The organism is Saprospira grandis, from assembly GCF_027594745.1.
GTDB lineage: Bacteria > Bacteroidota > Bacteroidia > Chitinophagales > Saprospiraceae > Saprospira > Saprospira grandis.
In genome coordinates this window covers 4,096,379-4,112,466 of the sequence record NZ_CP110854.1, presented here as the reverse complement: position 1 = coordinate 4,112,466, position 16,088 = coordinate 4,096,379, and the positions used below count along the sequence as shown (strand labels likewise).

Sequence of the window (16,088 nt, the reverse complement as noted above, 5' to 3'; positions counted from 1 at the left end):
TTGCTAGGGTAGAGGGGGTATTGAGATCGTCTTAGCCCAGCTCCATTTGCAAACTGGCTAGATCTTCGGCTTTGCTAGCTAGTAATTGCAAAGTGTCGCCAGCTTCTATTTTGGTATGAGCGGTAGGGACCAAATACTGCTGTTTTCGGATAATTAGGACCACCATACAATCGGCAGGAAAGTGAATGTCGGCCAACTTTTGATCAATTAAAGGACTTTCTGCAGAAATGTAGACCTCTGCAGTTTCTACCTTACTTTCTTCTTCTAGTGCCAAAGAACGAGCTTGAGTTAAAGCAGACACTTTGAGGTCTACTAAACCTAATAAACGGGCAAAAAAGGGAATGCTCATGCCCTGCAGAGCAATAGAAACTAAGGTGAGAAAAAAGACCAAATTAAAAATGAGATTAGAGGACTGAATGCCCATGACCATCGGAATGGTGGCAAAAACAATAGGAGCCGCCCCACGAAGCCCTACCCAAGAAATAAACAATTTAGATTTAAAATCGAGTTTGGTCCAAGATAAGCCAATAAAAACACTAATTGGTCGAGCAATGAACATCAGGAAAAAGGCAAGGGCTAAGCCCATGGGCCAAACGGCCAAGAGTTGAGAAGGAAAAACCAAAAGGCCCAAACTCAAGAAGAGAATGATTTGCATCAACCAGGCAAAACCATCAAAAAATTGTCGAATACTCAGCTTCTGAGTCAATTGACTGTTGGCCAAGAAAACAGCAGACACATAAACCGCTAGAAAGCCATTACCAGACAAGAGCTCGCTGCTAGCATAGGCCAAAAAACTAAGCGAAAGGGCCAAAACAGGATACAAGCCCTTAAAATCTAAGCGAATATTATTAATTATCCATTTGCTCAGCCTGCCCATAAGGTAGCCAATAGAAACACCTACAACTAATTGCAGAATTAGTTGTAGAAGGGCCGGAGCCAAATTCATATCGCCTTTTAATACCGCTCCAGCAAGCAAACTGGTCAGAAAATAAGCCATAGGGTCATTACTCCCGCTTTCTAACTCCAAAATAGGCCGAATCCCATGCTTTAAGTGAATATTGGTCGAACCCAAAATAGAAAAAACAGCCGCAGCATCAGTTGAGGATACAATAGCGCCCAATAAAAAAGCGTCTAACCAACTCCAATCAAAAAAGTAATGAGCAAAAATTCCCACAGCCGCCGCCGTAATAAAAACGCCCAAGGTCGCCAAGGTCAATCCTTTGCCCAAAACCAAGCGAACAGCTCCCCAGCGAGTATCTAAGCCCCCCGAAAATAAAATGATGTTTAAGGCAATGATGCCTATAAATTGAGCCAACTGAGAATCATCAAAGTAAATGCCGCCAAATCCCTCAGAACCCGCTAACATACCCACCAATAAGAATAAAATTAAGGTGGGTAACCCTAAGCGAAAAGAGGTTTTCCCAGCCAAAACACTAAGCAACAATAAGAGCGCCCCAGAAAAAATAATGTGTACCGTATCCATCTTTAACTATTTAGGCCGCTATAATAGTTATTAAATAGAATAGTCATATCTATATAAGTTAATATTTGGATTACTTTAATAGTTTTTAGTCCCTCAACTTTTTCTGCCAAAGAACAACTGGCACTCTTTTCTTTTGTAATAGAAGGATTTGGGGCCCGCGGCCGGCTAGGCTTTGCCTAGCTCGGCCGCCGCTATGCTGCGGGGCTCACAGGTCTGTTCGGCCCTTGGGGCCACCCGCTCCGCAGCGCTGGGCCAAAGGGCTCTTGGCAGTAAGGGATAAATGAAATTATTAGTCCCTCAACTTTTTCTGATCTATTTGGGCCAAAAAACAATGCAAACAACCTTAGTCAAAAAGACTTCATCTTGCTGACTTATCGATTAGATAAGCAAGAACTTAGCCGCTGAAACATCGATAAACAGTAAGTTTCAGCCTTTTTAGCCCAAATAAGCCGCATTTGCATCTTCGGTCCACCCAAAACCGAATCCCTAAACAATTTGTAGAGAAGGATTTAGGCTATTTTTTTCTTAAATTATTATTAGTCCCTCAACTTTTTCTGGATTAATTCAAGAAAAATAATGTAAACGAAATTTTAAAAACAGGAATGGGCGTCGTATAAGGCGGGTAGCGTTATGCTAGATGGATAGGAGAATATTGTTTGGTAGTGGGGGAGAGGGGGACAAAAAAAAGCCCGAACTAAAGTTTAGTTCGGGGGGGTGGGGGATTAAGCCCTAGAATAATATTTTAGCTTTACTAAAATGTATTTTGTTTAGATAGCTCTAGAGCAAAACTTCCTGCAGCAGCCAGAAGTAGGGCTACGCCAAGAGCTTTTGCAAGAGGTTCTTTAGCACTAAGAGTTGTTGCTAAGCCTACTGCGGCAGCTCCTCCAGCTGCAACTTGAGTTTGTTGACTATAGGCATTTCCATATTGAACATAATTTGCAAAATGTTCGCAATTATTGAACATAAGATCATAAGGCTTTTTATTAAAAGCTTTATTTACACGCTCAAAAGCATGTTCTTTATCTTCTTGACTCCCTTCAAATTTTCGAACTCGATCCAATTCTAATCGAGCTGAAAAATTTTGTAGTTCTTCAGGAGGTAAAATGCCAACACTTTTGCTGTAATTTGCCACGATAAGAGGATATCCTGATGAATTAAAACCAGCAAATAGTGCGTAATGTCTAATTAAAGGGTAGTGAAGATCTTTGAAAATAAGAACATCAAGCGGACTGATTCCATGATGTTGAATAATTTGGCTCATTTGAGCTAGTTGTAATGAATTAACCATATTAAACTTTTTAGTTATAAAATAATTAGCTTAATACGGGTTTGTTATCGAATGAGTTTCAAAACAAGGTAGTTTAATCAAAAAACTTTCACTTTTGCACAAAAAAAACGCCCAGCCGACAACTCAACTGGGCGTTTCCTCTTCTCCAAACTACTAAACCTCCAAAGGAGCGAGCCAATCAATTCCCTTGACCAAATAGCCCAAGGTTTGTGCTTCTGCGCTGCCGGCCTCTGGCTGATGATCATAGGCCCAACCCGCAGTGGGCGGCATACTCATCAAGATCGATTCGGTGCGGCCATTGGTTTGCAAACCGAACTTAGTGCCACGGTCCAATACCAAATTAAATTCTACATAACGACCACGGCGAAGCGCCTGCCAATCCAGCTCTTTTTGACCATAAGACATCTCTTTGGTGGCAGCCACCTGCTCGGCATAAGCGGGCACAAAAGCTTTACCCACCGCAATGATAAAGTCCAATAATTCTTCCTTAGACAGCTCTTCTTCTGGACCTAAACGATCGAAGAAAATGCCGCCAATGCCTCGCATTTCTCCACGATGAGGCAAATAGAAATAATCATCGCACCAAGGCTTGAAACGCTCGTAAAAGCTAGGGTGAAACTCATCGCAAACGGCTTTCATCCGCTGGTGAAATTGCTGGGCCAATTCTGGAAATACATAATGTGGCGTCAAGTCGATTCCCCCGCCAAACCACCAAGTTCCATCGCTCAATTCAAAATAACGAACGTTCATATGCGTAATGGGCACATAAGGACTCTCCGGATGCAAAACAATAGACACTCCAGAGGCAAAAAAGCGCAAATTTTCCTCTCCTTTGGCCTCAATTTTCAAGGTTTTGAGCAAAGCATCTGGCGCCTCGCCCTCTACGGCAGAAAAATTCACGCCGCCCTTAACCAATACATTTCCATCGCCAATTAGGCGGGTGCGGCCACCGCCACCACCGGGCCGCTCCCACAAATCTTCCTGAAATTTCCCTTTGCCATCCATGGCCTCTAGGCCCGCACAAATATGGTCCTGCAAATCTTGCAAAGCCGTCTGAATCTTTTGTTGCTCGTTTTTCATTTCACTATATTTTTATGCCCGAGGGCGAGTTTAATTCTATTTTTTTGGGGCTTCCCTTCGCTGCGCTCAGGTCGGGCTGTGTCGCAGCTCGCTGTTCGCTCGGCCCTTCGCAGCTTTCAGCGGCTCGGTCTGGCGCTTCGCGCCACTGCTTTCCATCCCTAAGCCTGCGGCCGCTTTGCGGCCTGCTGGGCGCAGCTCGCTGCGCTCGTTCATGGCCTAGCGATGTGCAGGGGGGCGGCGAAGCCGCAGACCCAGCGGGCAAAGCCCGCGCAGGGCCGAGCAGACCTGCGAGCCCCGAAACGTAGCGCCTGCCGAAGGCAGGAGGCCCCAAATTCAATGCCTCAAAGATAAAACAAATTTTAGGGCTCCCTATAGGATACAGATATTTAGAATGAGGCTAATTAGGGCCAAAAAGGTCATAAAATGGTCAAAAAACAAGGGGGGCAGCACTTGAAGAAGAGTAGAAAATACCTTAAACTTGCCAACACACAAAAAAACAAAGCATGCGCAGAAAAAACGTCCAAGCCTTTCGCACAGATTGGCGCAAAGCCGAAGGCTATGATATGCAAGCCTGGGATGAAAATTTTATCGGTAGTGTCCATGAGGGCCAGCAATTCGGTTTTTACCGAATGGTCAACGGAATTGTGGATAATATTAAGGCCGATTTGAGTCCCAAACTCCAAAATGCACAGGATGAACAAGCCATTTATGAGTTTTTGCAAAATGCAGCCGATAGCCAAGCGAGCGATTGTGCCGTCATTTATGATGAGCAGTATTTTATGGTGCTCAATAATGGACGGGCGTTTACGGATAAGGACCTCAAGGCCCTACTCAACTCTTTTCAAGGGACCAAAGCCGATAAAAGTAAGGCCGAAAACTGTGGCAAAATTGGCCGCTATGGCATTGGCTTTAAGTTGGCCTACCGCCTAATGGGCAAATCTGATGGCGCAGAGGAATTGTTAAAGGATTTGGCTGGACCGCTCCTCTTTAGTTGGCAAAATGCTAGCGAATTTGAGGAGCTAATGGCCTATCAAAAAGGAGCTTGTCAAAGGACCACAGAAACTGCAGCCGATTTGCCCTGGCTGCTCAAGATTATCCTGGCTTGTTTTCCCACTGGCCTAGAGGAAGAAGTAAAAGATTTGAATTATCAGCCGCAAACGCTCTTTAAGGAAGCGGAATTGCTAGAATTACAGGCTTTTTTGCAGCGCAATCAGGAGCAACTATCGGCTTTGGACCTTTCTCAGGGCTCGCTCTTCTTCCTAAAGTTTGGACCCAAAAAGCATGAGAAGCTCAAAGAGTCTTTGCTCAATATCCAATCGGGCATTGGCTATGCCATGAACACCCTCAAAACCCTAAATAAGGTGGTTTTGCAGGACAAAGTGATCGAGCGTCAAAGTCTGCGCTTTGAACAATTTACCGTTTTGCCCAAAACAGCCGATTTTGAGCGAATTGATCCCGAATTTGCCTTTTGTCCCATTGAAATCGCCCTAGGTTTTCCGGATGATACCCTAGAGGCTAAGCGGATGAAGCAAAGTCCCTCCCTCTATCAGTTTTTTCCTATGCGCAATGAGCGGCATAATTTGGCCTATCTCATTCATGCTAGCTCTTTTGCCAAAATTACCGACCGTACCCGCCTAGATGACCAAGGCGAGGCCAATATTGAGACCTTTAAGTACATTGCTAAGGCCTTGCAAAAAAGCCTCAATAGCAAAAGAAATAAAGATTTTGAGCACTTCTTGAGCATTTATAAATCGCTACTCCTTTCTGATCCTTCTGAGGAATATGATGCGGAATTGCTCAATCAGCATTTGTATCGCCCAAATCTCAAGTACATTCAGCAATCTATTCCCACCAATAAGCGCAACTTTTATCCCAAGGACCTAGTCGTGATTAAAAAGACGGCCCTTCCCATTGATCCCATGCAATTGGGCATTGGTAAAGAATGGTTTTATTGGACCGAAGATGAGCATTTGCAAAGAGAAGCCGCTAACTCGGCCAAATTGGACCTCAAAAGCTGGGGCCTCAAAGAATTGCTGTTGCAAGGTACGCCAGCCCTCATCAATAGCTGGATCGAAAGCCTAGATGAGGAGGATTATGCGGCCTTTGTGGCCGAATTGCGCCAAATTGATTTTGATGAAGACTTTTTGGCCCAATTCCAATATATCAACTGCTTTCGCTTTAGCCAACAAGGCGGTGGCGAGGAATACCTCTCTATCTTAGACCTTAAGGAGGAAGAGCAAATCTTTTTGATGAATGCCCAAACCCTGCCTTATAAGGAAGAAATCAAGGCGCTGGGTTTCTCGGTCCTCTCTTTTGATATTCAGGATTATGCGGCCATTTTGGAGCAGCTACAAAAAGAATTGGATTACCTCAGCCAGCCCAAGGCGCTTTTCCAGAAAATTGCCGAGCGGGCCGCAGTCTCTACGCTTTCGGCAGCACAGAAAAACCGCCTATTTGCTTTCTTGAGTAGTTTGGGCCAAATTAACGCAGAAGATCTGCGGGCTATTCCCCTTTTTGCCAACCACTATCAACAGCAATTGCCTTTAGCCGCTATTTTGCCTTTGGGCCAAGCGCCCAATAGCTATTTGGAGGGCTTCGAGGTCTTGGAGTTAGAAGACAATAGTCAGCTGGCCGATTATTATTGTTCTGCAGAGGGGCCAGAGCTTTATCAAAATATCATTTGGGCCTATTGGGAGCAATTGACGGAGCACCCCAGCTTGATGGGGATCGATCAGGTGCAGGCGCTTTATGAGCAAAGTATTGCCCTATACAAACAAGCTAGCTCCCTGCCTGATTTGGCCGAGAAAAAGCTCGTTTTTGTTTCTGCCACAGAAGGTTTCCTTCCCGCCGAAAAAGTCTTTTATCACAACAGTCTTTTAGAAGTTGCCCCCAAGCAATATCCAGCCTTGCGCACCGCGGTGCGCAAACTCATGGGCCTAGAACTGCCCGATCCCGCTATTCTAGATTATCTCAATCAGGGGCCCTTTAAGATTCGGGCCAGCTCTAGCCACAAAGATTGGCGACAAGCCTCTCGGGCCATTTTGGAGCAGGCCGAAAGCCAACCCCTTAGCCCCAAGGAAAAGCAAGCCGTTTATCCTATCCTCAATGCAGCCCTGCATAGCCTAGAGCTCAAAAAGCTTTGCTTGTTTGAGAATCAATTGGGCCAAAAACGACCCTTGCAAGAGCTGTTGAGCAGCGAAGAGCAGTTTGAGCTCTTTTTGCTGCCCTACCAAATTAAGGAAGAGGAATATATGGAGGATTTGGCTCTGCTCCTCTGTGCCGAAAAGGACCTCTTTAATAAGATTATTCATAGAAACTGGAGCGAGCTTATTGAGCAAGAAGCCGTTTTGGATGCCCCAGAGGCTTTCTATGAGATGCTTAGTAAGTATAGCGAACTAGCCAATTCGGTTAAGCCGCTGATTGGCGAAAAATATGTCTTCCTCTCCAAAGAAGAGGGCTTTATTGGCGAAGGCATTTTCTATCATCAGGCCATGGAGCAGGTAGAAGATTATCCTGCTTTGGTCCGCGCCCTAGAAACCTTAACGCCTTACCGCTGCCCCAATAAGTTGGTCTTGCCCTATCTCAACCAAAGGGCCCTAAAAACTCGAGATGCTGTTTTGGGCCGTTTGCTGCATCTAGAGCCGCAGCAATTGGACAAAGATGCCGTTTTGGCCCTACAAGAGTTTTTGAGCTTGGCCAAAACGCCCCTCTTTAAGTTTATGTATGTAACCGCAGGAGAAGGTCGCCTCTATGAGCTGGGCCGTAGAGCTAAAAACACCCCCTACTATCTCGATAAATCGGCCCAGAAAATGGCCGCTGTCATTAAGGAGAATTTTGGCGAAAGCTATAAGCTATTTCCCTATAGCCTATATAAAGAAGGCCTAGATTATGAAGGCCTTTTGCTCGGTCCAAAATTATATAAGGAACTCTCTCGCCATAAAAATGCAAGTCCAGAGCTGCTTTCTGCCATGATTGTAGAATCAGGCAATGCCGCTTTGCAAGAACAGGTCTTTTCTAAAATCGAACGGATTGTCCTCAAAGAAGATCGCATTTATGATAAGGATAGTTTTGAGCATCAGGCTTTGCAGATTTTCAGAAACAAAGATGCCGAACATGCCAAAATCCGTTCTAAGGTCTTTGTAGAGGCCATTGAAGGCGGCTTGATGAAGCTGAGCAGCATCTCTTTTGCCCCGCAAACTACCGTCAGCATCGAGCGGGATGGCAAATATCAATTGGATGTAGCGGCTATTTCGCCTAAGCATAAAAAATGGCAGGCCCTGACCAATAAGTTGATGGAGCAGCTGGTGGATTATGAAGCGCCCAATAGCCTGCGCCGCCGCTGCTTCGAACTAGAGGAACTGAGCTTAGAGCAGCTTTATGATTTGCTTAAAGGCGATAGAGTGGAATTGCAAAATGCCCAACAGCTAGCCGTGGTGCTCTTGCAGGTCAAACGCAAGGAACGCCCCATTTTGGCCCGCAATTTTTGGGTCCAATTGGCCAATGAAGAATGGCTGCCCCTAGAGAGTCTAGAAGCTTTCTATTTCAATGCCCCCGATTATATCCACCCCCAAGCTTGCCTACATCCAGAGCGCTATGCCGATTTGCCCGAAATCCTTCGGATGGATCCAGAGAGCAGCAGCCGCCAAGCTTTTGAGTTCGCTGGCCAATACATCGCTTTTCAGCCTTATTTGGAACGCAACCGCTTTTTTGCTGCCCCGCTACGGGCTTTGCAAGAGAACGAACCCAAGGCCGCTTTGCTCCGCCGCTTGCTAGAGGCGGTTTATCCACTTTGGGCCGAGCAAGGAGATCCAAAGCAGTCTATAGAGATTTATTTTGGCCAAAAGCAGCAGCTAGGCGAAAAAATGGACCTCTCTGCCTATCTCTTTAGTCCAGAATATGCCCTGCAAGAAGAACAATTGCCCCCGCTTTTACAAGAGTATTTGGGCGAGGATGCCGACTCTATTCCCTATGAAGCCGAGCTCGATGCGGATTTACCGCTCAATCGACTGAGCTTTATGCTGGCCCTTGGCCTACAAGGTCCACAATCTGCAGTGGTGAATTTGCGCCGCTATTTGGCCGAAGGCCAGGGTGAAACGACTTCTCAAAAACAGATCAATGAGGTCCAAAATAGCCATGCTCCGCTCTTGCCCCAAACGGTCCGCTTCTTGGCCCAAAAAGAGCTGCTTTTTTCTTCTCAGGACGAACGCATTTTCTGGCTGCGCAAGCTCTATAATAGCTTGTCTGAATCGCAGATGAAGGGTTTGGCCCTCCCTTATATCCAATCTGCAGAAATGGGCGAAGAGGGACTTATTTTGCAGTATGCCTTGGGCCAAACAGAGGATTGGACCTATTGCTATACACCCAGTAGCGAGCTCAGCGAGTTTGTAGAAAAATACGAGCTGCCTGTCGCTAAACTACTCGGCCTTTTGGCCCAAACCAATAAACGCCTATTCGATAAAACCCTCAAGTATTATCCGCTCTTTCAGGCCGATAGCCGTGAGGAGCTGGACCGAGAGAGTCTGGAGGAAACTGCCCAAGAATGGGCCGCCCCCCACTACCTAAAATGGAAGGAAGAGTTTAAGCAAAGTATCTTTTTATTGCAGGGCGCTATTCCTTATACCGTCTATTTTCAAGAGGAGATGGTCAAGATTGTCCGCCAAGGAGATGCCGTTTTCATTGATGGGGAGATTTACCTCAATAGCCAAGCGGAGAACCTCGAAGAGGCGCTTTTTGCTATTGCTGGCCGCCAAACCGTTTCTGAAATGGCCCTTTTGCAGCTGTTGCGCTACAAAAACGAATTGAACAAAAAGGAAGAAGTGCAGGCGGTCCGCAGCCAAACGGTCCGAGAGCTCAAAGCTTTGGAAGAGGCCGCTATCCAGTCTCCAAAATTGGAGCAATTGCAGGCGATCAAGAGCAGCGAGAAGGAGGCCCAATTGTCTATGTCCTTCAACCTACAAGATTTACCCGAGGAGCTCCTCAGCCAATTGCTTAGTTTGGCCCAAAATAGCCAACTCAAAGTGAAGGAGGATTAAATAAAAGAGGCGTTTTATACTGCCCAATAGCGAAGCTGGTCAAGGACTGGTTTCGCTATTTTTTTGTTTTGGGGCTGCCCCGCCCTTTGGTCGGGTCGCTCCACTGCGCAGCTCGCAGGTCTGCTCGGCCCTGCAGCGCTTTCAGCGCTTTGGTCTGCCGCCTTCGGCGGCCCTGCTTCGGCAGCTCAGCCGCTCTTCTTGGGTTTTTCAGACTTGGGGGCTCGGCTTCGGCCCTAAAACGGCCTTTTTTTGGCCCATTTTGAGCTAATTTGTTAGGGTTTTGTTAAAAACTTAAAAAACGTAACAAAATCAAAAATGCTAAAAGTTATGTCTGGGAGTTAACTGGCTTAGTAAAAAACATAACTAGCTAATCCTGCGAGGGCCTCAACTGTTGATATACATGGTCTTGTTCAGTTGTTATCGCAGAGAAGTAGCTTATCCAAAGGCCCTCTTCAGCCGCTGAAGAATATGGCCCAAAGAAAAAAAGACAGCTGAGCGGCCCAGCGCTGCGGAGCGGGTGGCCCATAGGGCCAGACCAAAGGCAGGCTTCGCCTGCCTGCAGGGCCGAACAGCTCTGTGAGCCCCGCAGCATAGCGGCGGCCGCCTTGGCTTTGCCAAGGCGGCCGCGGGCCCCAAATCCTCATTATTAAGTTTCTTTTTATTTTAGGGCATAAATCTTTTCTATAATCTCGACCACCTTAAGTCCTTCTAAGGCGTTGGTGCTGATGTTTTTTCGCCCCTTGAGCACATCCACCACATTCTCTATCACATAAGAATGATTGGCCGCAGAGCCTTTGTAATGCCCATAATCATTTGGGGGATTAGCGGGGGGCAGTTCGGGCATTTCATAATCTTCAATTTTGCAATATTCTACCTCATTCATGTATTGGCCGCCAATTTTCAGGCTGCCCTTGGCCCCGATCACCGTCAGACTACTTTCCATATTTTGTTGATAGACGGCGGTGGAGTAATTGATACAGCCCATACCTCCATTGACAAAATCAAATTGGACCAAGCCCGAATCCTCAAAATCGGTCATTTCCTGATGCTGAAAATCGGCAAAGCGGGCCGAGATATTCTTGATGTCTCCAAAAAGCCAGTACATCATATCGACAAAATGAGAGAACTGGGTAAATAGAGTGCCTCCATCGGCTGCGGCTTGGCCTTTCCAGGGGTGCGGCTGCCCATCGGGGCGATAATAGCGCTCGTCTCGGTTCCAGTAGCAGTTGATTTGGACCAATTGGATGTCGCCCAGGCGCTGCTCCAACAGCAGTTGCTTGAGCCATTTTGCGGGGGGCGAATAGCGGTTTTGCATCACCACAAAGATCTGTTTAGACATTTGTAGGGACTTATAAATAAGAGCCTCACAATCCACTTTAGTAAGGGCCATGGGCTTTTCTATCACCACTTCTTTGCCTGCTTCTAGGCCCAAGAGTCCCTGCTCGGCATGGCAGCCATTGGGCGTACAAATGCAAAGCACCCGGACCGATTTCTCTTGCTCTAGGAGTTCCGATAAACTACTATAAAAGGGCAGTTCTTCGGCCCAATCTGGTAAATTGAGCGCTGACTTTGGCCGAATATCGCAAAGCGCAACCGCTTCTGCTTCCCTCTGCTGCCGAATCATGGCCAAATGCCGTTTGCCCACAAAACCAAGGCCCAGCACAGCAAATTTTATCTTTTCTGACATCTCTATTTTCTTAAATTTCTTGCAAATAAGCATCTATCCGCTGCAGCTGTGCCAAATAGCTATTGGCCTGCGCATAAGCTTTGCGCTGCGCCTGCAACTGCTCGCTATTGATCTTGTCTAAATTGGCCAAAGCCCAAGCAAACTTAGCGGGCAAGTCTGCATTATCTTCCACCATATAGACCCAATCTTTTCGCTTCTTATACTCATCTATAAAATGGCTGATCACGGCTTTTCCCCGACTCAAATACTCTAATATTTTATGTGGGTTGGCCATGGCCGCAGGATTTTTATCGCCCTCATAAGTCATCAAAAACAAATCGAAATGGTCCAAATAAGCGGGCAGCTCTGCCGAGGGTTTGGGGCCCAATAAAAAGCAGTTTTCTAGCTCCATCAATTGCGCAATCAATGATTTACGCTCTCTGCCCGACAAATTCCCCTTTTTATAAGGTCCAATAAAATAAAAATCAACTTCCCCTTGCTGCTTCACAATGCTCAATAAGGCCTGCTCATCCAAAAAAGGATAGTTTAAATTGCCCACATAACCCACTTTAATTCGTCCCGATCGAGGCGAAAAATCTAGCTTGGGCGCTGCAGCCAAAAAGTGCTGGGCCAAACCATGATTGATAAAATACATGGGGGTGCGCCCAGTAGCCTCAAAGCGCTCTATGATTTTATGCGAACTGGCAAAAAGAATTTGGGCCGAATTGATGACGGCCTGCTCCAAAGGACAAATATGCGGATCTACAGGATGATAGATGCGATAATCTGCCCCAAATTGCCTTAAATCCTGAAAACGAAAAGGGTCAAAACTCCAAATGAGGTCTGCCTCGGCTTCTGCCAACTGATACAGCCGCCGAATCAAGCCCGCATTGGCCCATTTTCGCAAAAAGTTGGGCCAACGCTGTACGCCTTTGCGCCAGCCGGTGCTATAATCCAAAACCCATAAATTGGGCGCCACTTTTTGCTTGGCCCATTTTTCTGAAGGCGGGTTCACAAAATAAACGCGATTGCCTTTTTGGGCCAATAAACTGGCATAATGATGCTTAGAAACAAAACTTTTGCCCCAAGCTTCGGGCGATAAAATAAAGATGCTCTTCCCTCGAAGAATATTCATAATTGCTTTTTTCTAGTTATTTTTTGGGGCCTCCCTTCGCCCTTAGGGGCTCAGGGCGCTAGGTTGCGGGGCTCGCTAGTCGCTCGGCCCTTCGTTTTTTTCGCTTTGCTCAAAAAACTCGGTCTGGCCTACGGCCACCCCTCCACAGCGCTAGGCCTGCGGGCGCTTTGCGCCCTGTACTCTGCTAGCATTAACCTTTAGGGACCAAATCATTGTAAATCTGGCCTAAACGGCTCATTTCTGTTTTTCGGTTGGCTAGGCCCTTCGCCCGAAGATAAGCCTCTTCGATCATTTCTGTTTGGGCTTGCTCCAAAGCTTTTTGAATTTCTTGGGCCAAAGATTTGGCGGTCCATTCCTTAAACTGCAGGCAGGTTCCCGAAAAAAGGTCCTCATCATAGGCCAAGGGCGGCAAGATGAGGGGCGTTTTGCTGAGCATGGCTTCTATGGCCGTTACGGGAGTTCCATCTGATTTAGGGGTCATGACCACCAAATTAGCGGACTTATAAGTTTGCCAAAGGGCGCTTTGGTCCAAATTCGGCAGCCAGATATAATTGGCTTGGCCATTTTGCATCAACTGGGCAATTTGGTCCAAATAAGCTTGCTCTTTTCCGTCTTTATTGACAAAAACGAACTGGTATTGGTCCAGAATAGACTTAGGCAAAAGCTCAATGGCTGCAATAGCCAACTCATGTTGATAAAGTGGGCGCATGGCTCTAGGAAAAAAGACAAATTGCTTTTCCTTTAGCGCTTTTGGCAAAGCCTGAGGCTGGGGCATTTCAAATAGGTCTACATCTACACCAGTGCGGATGATGGCAATTTCTTTTTGGACTTGAGGAAAATACTGCTCAATACTTTGGGCCTGTCGCAAAGAGGTAGAAACAATTTGGTCCAATTGGCCAAAGGCTCGGCCATAAAAATGGCGAATGAGACCATTTTTCCAGCCTCCGGCCTGAAAAAACTGGGGAATTGTTTGCAGCACATCGGTTCCTCGGCTGGTTAATACGATTTTGACCCCTAGGCTTTTGCGGAAATAGGCCCAAAGCGCATTAGGTTCGGCATAAAACAGATGTAATAAATCAATTTTATGTTCTTTAATCCAGCCTGCCAATTTGTTCATTTCTTGGCGGCTGCGAAAAAAGTGGCGGATAGAAAAATCTTCTATTTGGCCCAGATATTCTACCTGCTCCTCGGCCAAAAACTGCTTCCATTGTGGAGATTGGAGATGCGCTTGATGATGTGCTCTAGAGACGACAAAACAAGGATGGTCTTTAGTAAAAAAGCGCATCCATTTAAGATCGTGAATGAGGCCGGGATCGGCTAGATACAGAATATTCATAGTTAAAATGGTCCAAAGGGTCTAGGAATGTAGGCGGCAAAGCCGCCTTGGCCGTAGGCCAAATGGCCTAGTGATGTGGAGCCGTGGCCCGAAGGGCCAGACCAAGGAGCGAAGCGACGCAGGGCCGAGCAGGCCTGCGAGCGGCAAAACGTAGCGCCCTGAGCCCTTGAGGGCGAAGGGAGGCCCCAAAACAAACTAATCCAGATGTTTTTCGGCCCAAAGCTCGAAGCAGAGTAGGGTCCAAATGCGGAGTGCATCTGCGTTATTGCTTGCTTTTTGGTGGTTTTCCCAGAGCGTATCGAGATAATGGGCTTGAAAATAAGGGCGTTTTTTGAGTTGCTGGAGCAATTCTTCTCCCCAGCTTTTGGCGGCCCCGCGCAGCCAGTCGCCGATGGGAATACTAAAGCCTTTTTTGGGGCGATTTAAAATTTGGGGATCAATTTTCGTTTTGGCCAGCTGCTTGAGTAAAAACTTATTTTGGTTTTGATAAAACTTCAGTTCATCGGGCAGATTAAAGGCAAAATTGAGCAAATCGATATCGAGAAAAGGCGAGCGAACCTCTAGGGAGTGGTACATAGAGGCGCGGTCCACCTTGGGCAGATAATCGTTGAGCAGGCGGCTATGTAGGGAGCTGCGCATCAGTTGATCTAGGGCGGTTCCTGAGCCTGCAAAATTGCTCCATATTGTTTGTAAATGTTCTTGGGCGCTGGGGGCTTGTTTTTGGGTGTATAGGGCCTCTTTGGACCAGAAGCCCATTTGTCGGAAGAGGCGTTTTTCTGGCGGCAATTGCAAATAGGCATAACAGGCGCCCATATTTTCCTTTTTGCCTTTGAGTCGGCCCAGCAGTTTATCCAACTGGCTGATGAGGTATTGATTTTGGGGATGTTTTTTGGCAAACTGGCTACTTCTGAACGCCAGGCCATAATCGGGATAGCCACCAAAAAGCTCATCGCCTCCATCGCCGGAGAGGGCCACCTTATATTCTTTAGATACCGCTTGGCAGACCAGCGAAGAAGGCAAAATACTAGCATCGGCAAAGGGTTCACCGAAATAATCCATCAGGCCCTCCAACTGGTCAAAGAGTTGATCTTCCACCACAATTTCGTGATGATCGCAATTATAGCGTTGGGCCAAGGCCTTGGCCTCGGCAAATTCGTTCATATCAATTGCTTCGGCAAAGCCGATGGTAAAGCTGGGCACCCTTTGGCTAGACTCCTCGGCCATCAGGGCTGTAATCAGGCCAGAATCTACGCCACCGCTGAGAAAGCAAGCGATAGGGACATCACTCACTAAGCGTTTGCGGATTGCTTTTCGGAGCATATTTTCAGTTTGCTCTAGGGCCTCATTCAAATTGAGATCTAAGGGTTCTTTCTTTTTTAGGCTCCAGTAAGTAGACAACTGGGGCGCTCCGCTTTGCAGCTCGAGCTCTAGAAGCTGAGCTGGGGGGACTTGTTTAATCTCCTGCCAGATCGTATGCGGTTGAGGGCTGGACAACTCCGTCAAATAATAATCGAGGCTAGCGAGGTCTAGCTGTGCTTGGGGAAGTTGAGCTTTAACAATGCGGATATCGGAAGAGAAAAAAAGCGCTTGGCCGGTCCAGCTGTAGTAAAGAGGTTTTTTACCTAGGCGGTCGCGGACCAAAAACAATTTATTTTCCTTTTGGTCAAAAAGGGCAAAAGCGAACATCCCATCGATTTTATCGAGCATTGTTTGCAGGCCCCATTGTTCGTAGGCGGCCATAATGACCTCTGTATCGCTTAGTGTATTGAGTTTGACATACTCCTGGCTTAGTGCTGTTCGGATAGCTTGATAATTATAGATTTCTCCATTGAAGCTAATCCAGCAGCGGCCGCTAGCGGATGGCATAGGTTGTTGGCCTTCTTCAGAGAGTTCGATAATAGAGAGTCGGCGGTGGAAGAGTTCTAATTGTCCGGCGGGGAGAGCAAAAGATTTTTCGCCTTTGGCCTCTGGGCCACGTCTTTTTAGGGCGTTAAAGATAAACTCCTTTTGGGCGGGAGAAAAAGCTTGGCCCGAGCGATTAAATTGTCCGGCGATACCACACATAAAA

The 16,088-nt window shown here is 46.7% G+C and carries 8 protein-coding genes; 1 reads left to right on the top strand and 7 read right to left on the bottom strand.

The window, feature by feature from the left end; translation table 11 throughout:
• Positions 1-31: 31 nt before the first annotated feature.
• The 3 genes from OP864_RS16140 to hemF all read right to left on the bottom strand — a co-directional run bounded on the left by OP864_RS16140 (position 32) and on the right by hemF (position 3,851).
• The gene (locus OP864_RS16140) at positions 32-1,483 is read right to left on the bottom strand and encodes a potassium/proton antiporter (protein WP_270099182.1); all 1,452 of its coding nucleotides are present in this window, start codon (positions 1,481-1,483) and stop codon (positions 32-34) included.
• A 751-nt stretch (positions 1,484-2,234) separates the two neighbouring features.
• Positions 2,235-2,771, bottom strand: a complete 537-nt coding sequence (locus OP864_RS16135) for a lecithin retinol acyltransferase family protein (protein WP_270099181.1) — start codon at positions 2,769-2,771, stop codon at positions 2,235-2,237.
• A 153-nt stretch (positions 2,772-2,924) separates the two neighbouring features.
• The gene (hemF, locus tag OP864_RS16130; RefSeq protein ID WP_270099180.1) at positions 2,925-3,851 is read right to left on the bottom strand and encodes an oxygen-dependent coproporphyrinogen oxidase; all 927 of its coding nucleotides are present in this window, start codon (positions 3,849-3,851) and stop codon (positions 2,925-2,927) included.
• 503 nt (positions 3,852-4,354) lie between these two features.
• Between hemF and OP864_RS16125 the strand changes: the two genes are divergently transcribed.
• The gene (locus OP864_RS16125; protein ID WP_270099179.1) at positions 4,355-9,883 is read left to right on the top strand and encodes a sacsin N-terminal ATP-binding-like domain-containing protein; all 5,529 of its coding nucleotides are present in this window, start codon (positions 4,355-4,357) and stop codon (positions 9,881-9,883) included.
• A 658-nt stretch (positions 9,884-10,541) separates the two neighbouring features.
• Here the strand turns inward: OP864_RS16125 and OP864_RS16115 are convergent.
• The 4 genes from OP864_RS16115 to asnB form a co-directional block, all read right to left on the bottom strand.
• Positions 10,542-11,570: a Gfo/Idh/MocA family protein gene (locus OP864_RS16115; protein WP_270099178.1), complete on the bottom strand. Its 1,029-nt coding sequence runs from the start codon at positions 11,568-11,570 to the stop codon at positions 10,542-10,544.
• A gap of 10 nt (positions 11,571-11,580) precedes the next feature.
• Positions 11,581-12,684, bottom strand: coding sequence for a glycosyltransferase family protein (locus OP864_RS16110; protein WP_270099177.1), 1,104 nt, complete (start codon positions 12,682-12,684; stop codon positions 11,581-11,583).
• 190 nt (positions 12,685-12,874) lie between these two features.
• Positions 12,875-14,020, bottom strand: coding sequence for a glycosyltransferase family 4 protein (locus OP864_RS16105; RefSeq protein WP_270099176.1), 1,146 nt, complete (start codon positions 14,018-14,020; stop codon positions 12,875-12,877).
• A gap of 195 nt (positions 14,021-14,215) precedes the next feature.
• The gene (gene asnB, locus OP864_RS16100) at positions 14,216-16,084 is read right to left on the bottom strand and encodes an asparagine synthase (glutamine-hydrolyzing) (RefSeq protein ID WP_270099175.1); all 1,869 of its coding nucleotides are present in this window, start codon (positions 16,082-16,084) and stop codon (positions 14,216-14,218) included.
• Positions 16,085-16,088 lie beyond the last annotated feature (4 nt).

Bases quoted from the DNA above. Each gene is read 5' to 3' on its own strand.
- OP864_RS16140 (WP_270099182.1), bottom strand. From the start codon at position 1,483: ATGGATACGGTACACATTATTTTTTCTGGGGCGCTCTTATTGTTGCTT.
- OP864_RS16135 (WP_270099181.1), bottom strand. From the start codon at position 2,771: ATGGTTAATTCATTACAACTAGCTCAAATGAGCCAAATTATTCAACAT.
- hemF (WP_270099180.1), bottom strand. From the start codon at position 3,851: ATGAAAAACGAGCAACAAAAGATTCAGACGGCTTTGCAAGATTTGCAG.
- OP864_RS16125 (WP_270099179.1), top strand. From the start codon at position 4,355: ATGCGCAGAAAAAACGTCCAAGCCTTTCGCACAGATTGGCGCAAAGCC.
- OP864_RS16115 (WP_270099178.1), bottom strand. From the start codon at position 11,570: ATGTCAGAAAAGATAAAATTTGCTGTGCTGGGCCTTGGTTTTGTGGGC.
- OP864_RS16110 (WP_270099177.1), bottom strand. From the start codon at position 12,684: ATGAATATTCTTCGAGGGAAGAGCATCTTTATTTTATCGCCCGAAGCT.
- OP864_RS16105 (WP_270099176.1), bottom strand. From the start codon at position 14,020: ATGAATATTCTGTATCTAGCCGATCCCGGCCTCATTCACGATCTTAAA.
- asnB (WP_270099175.1), bottom strand. From the start codon at position 16,084: ATGTGTGGTATCGCCGGACAATTTAATCGCTCGGGCCAAGCTTTTTCT.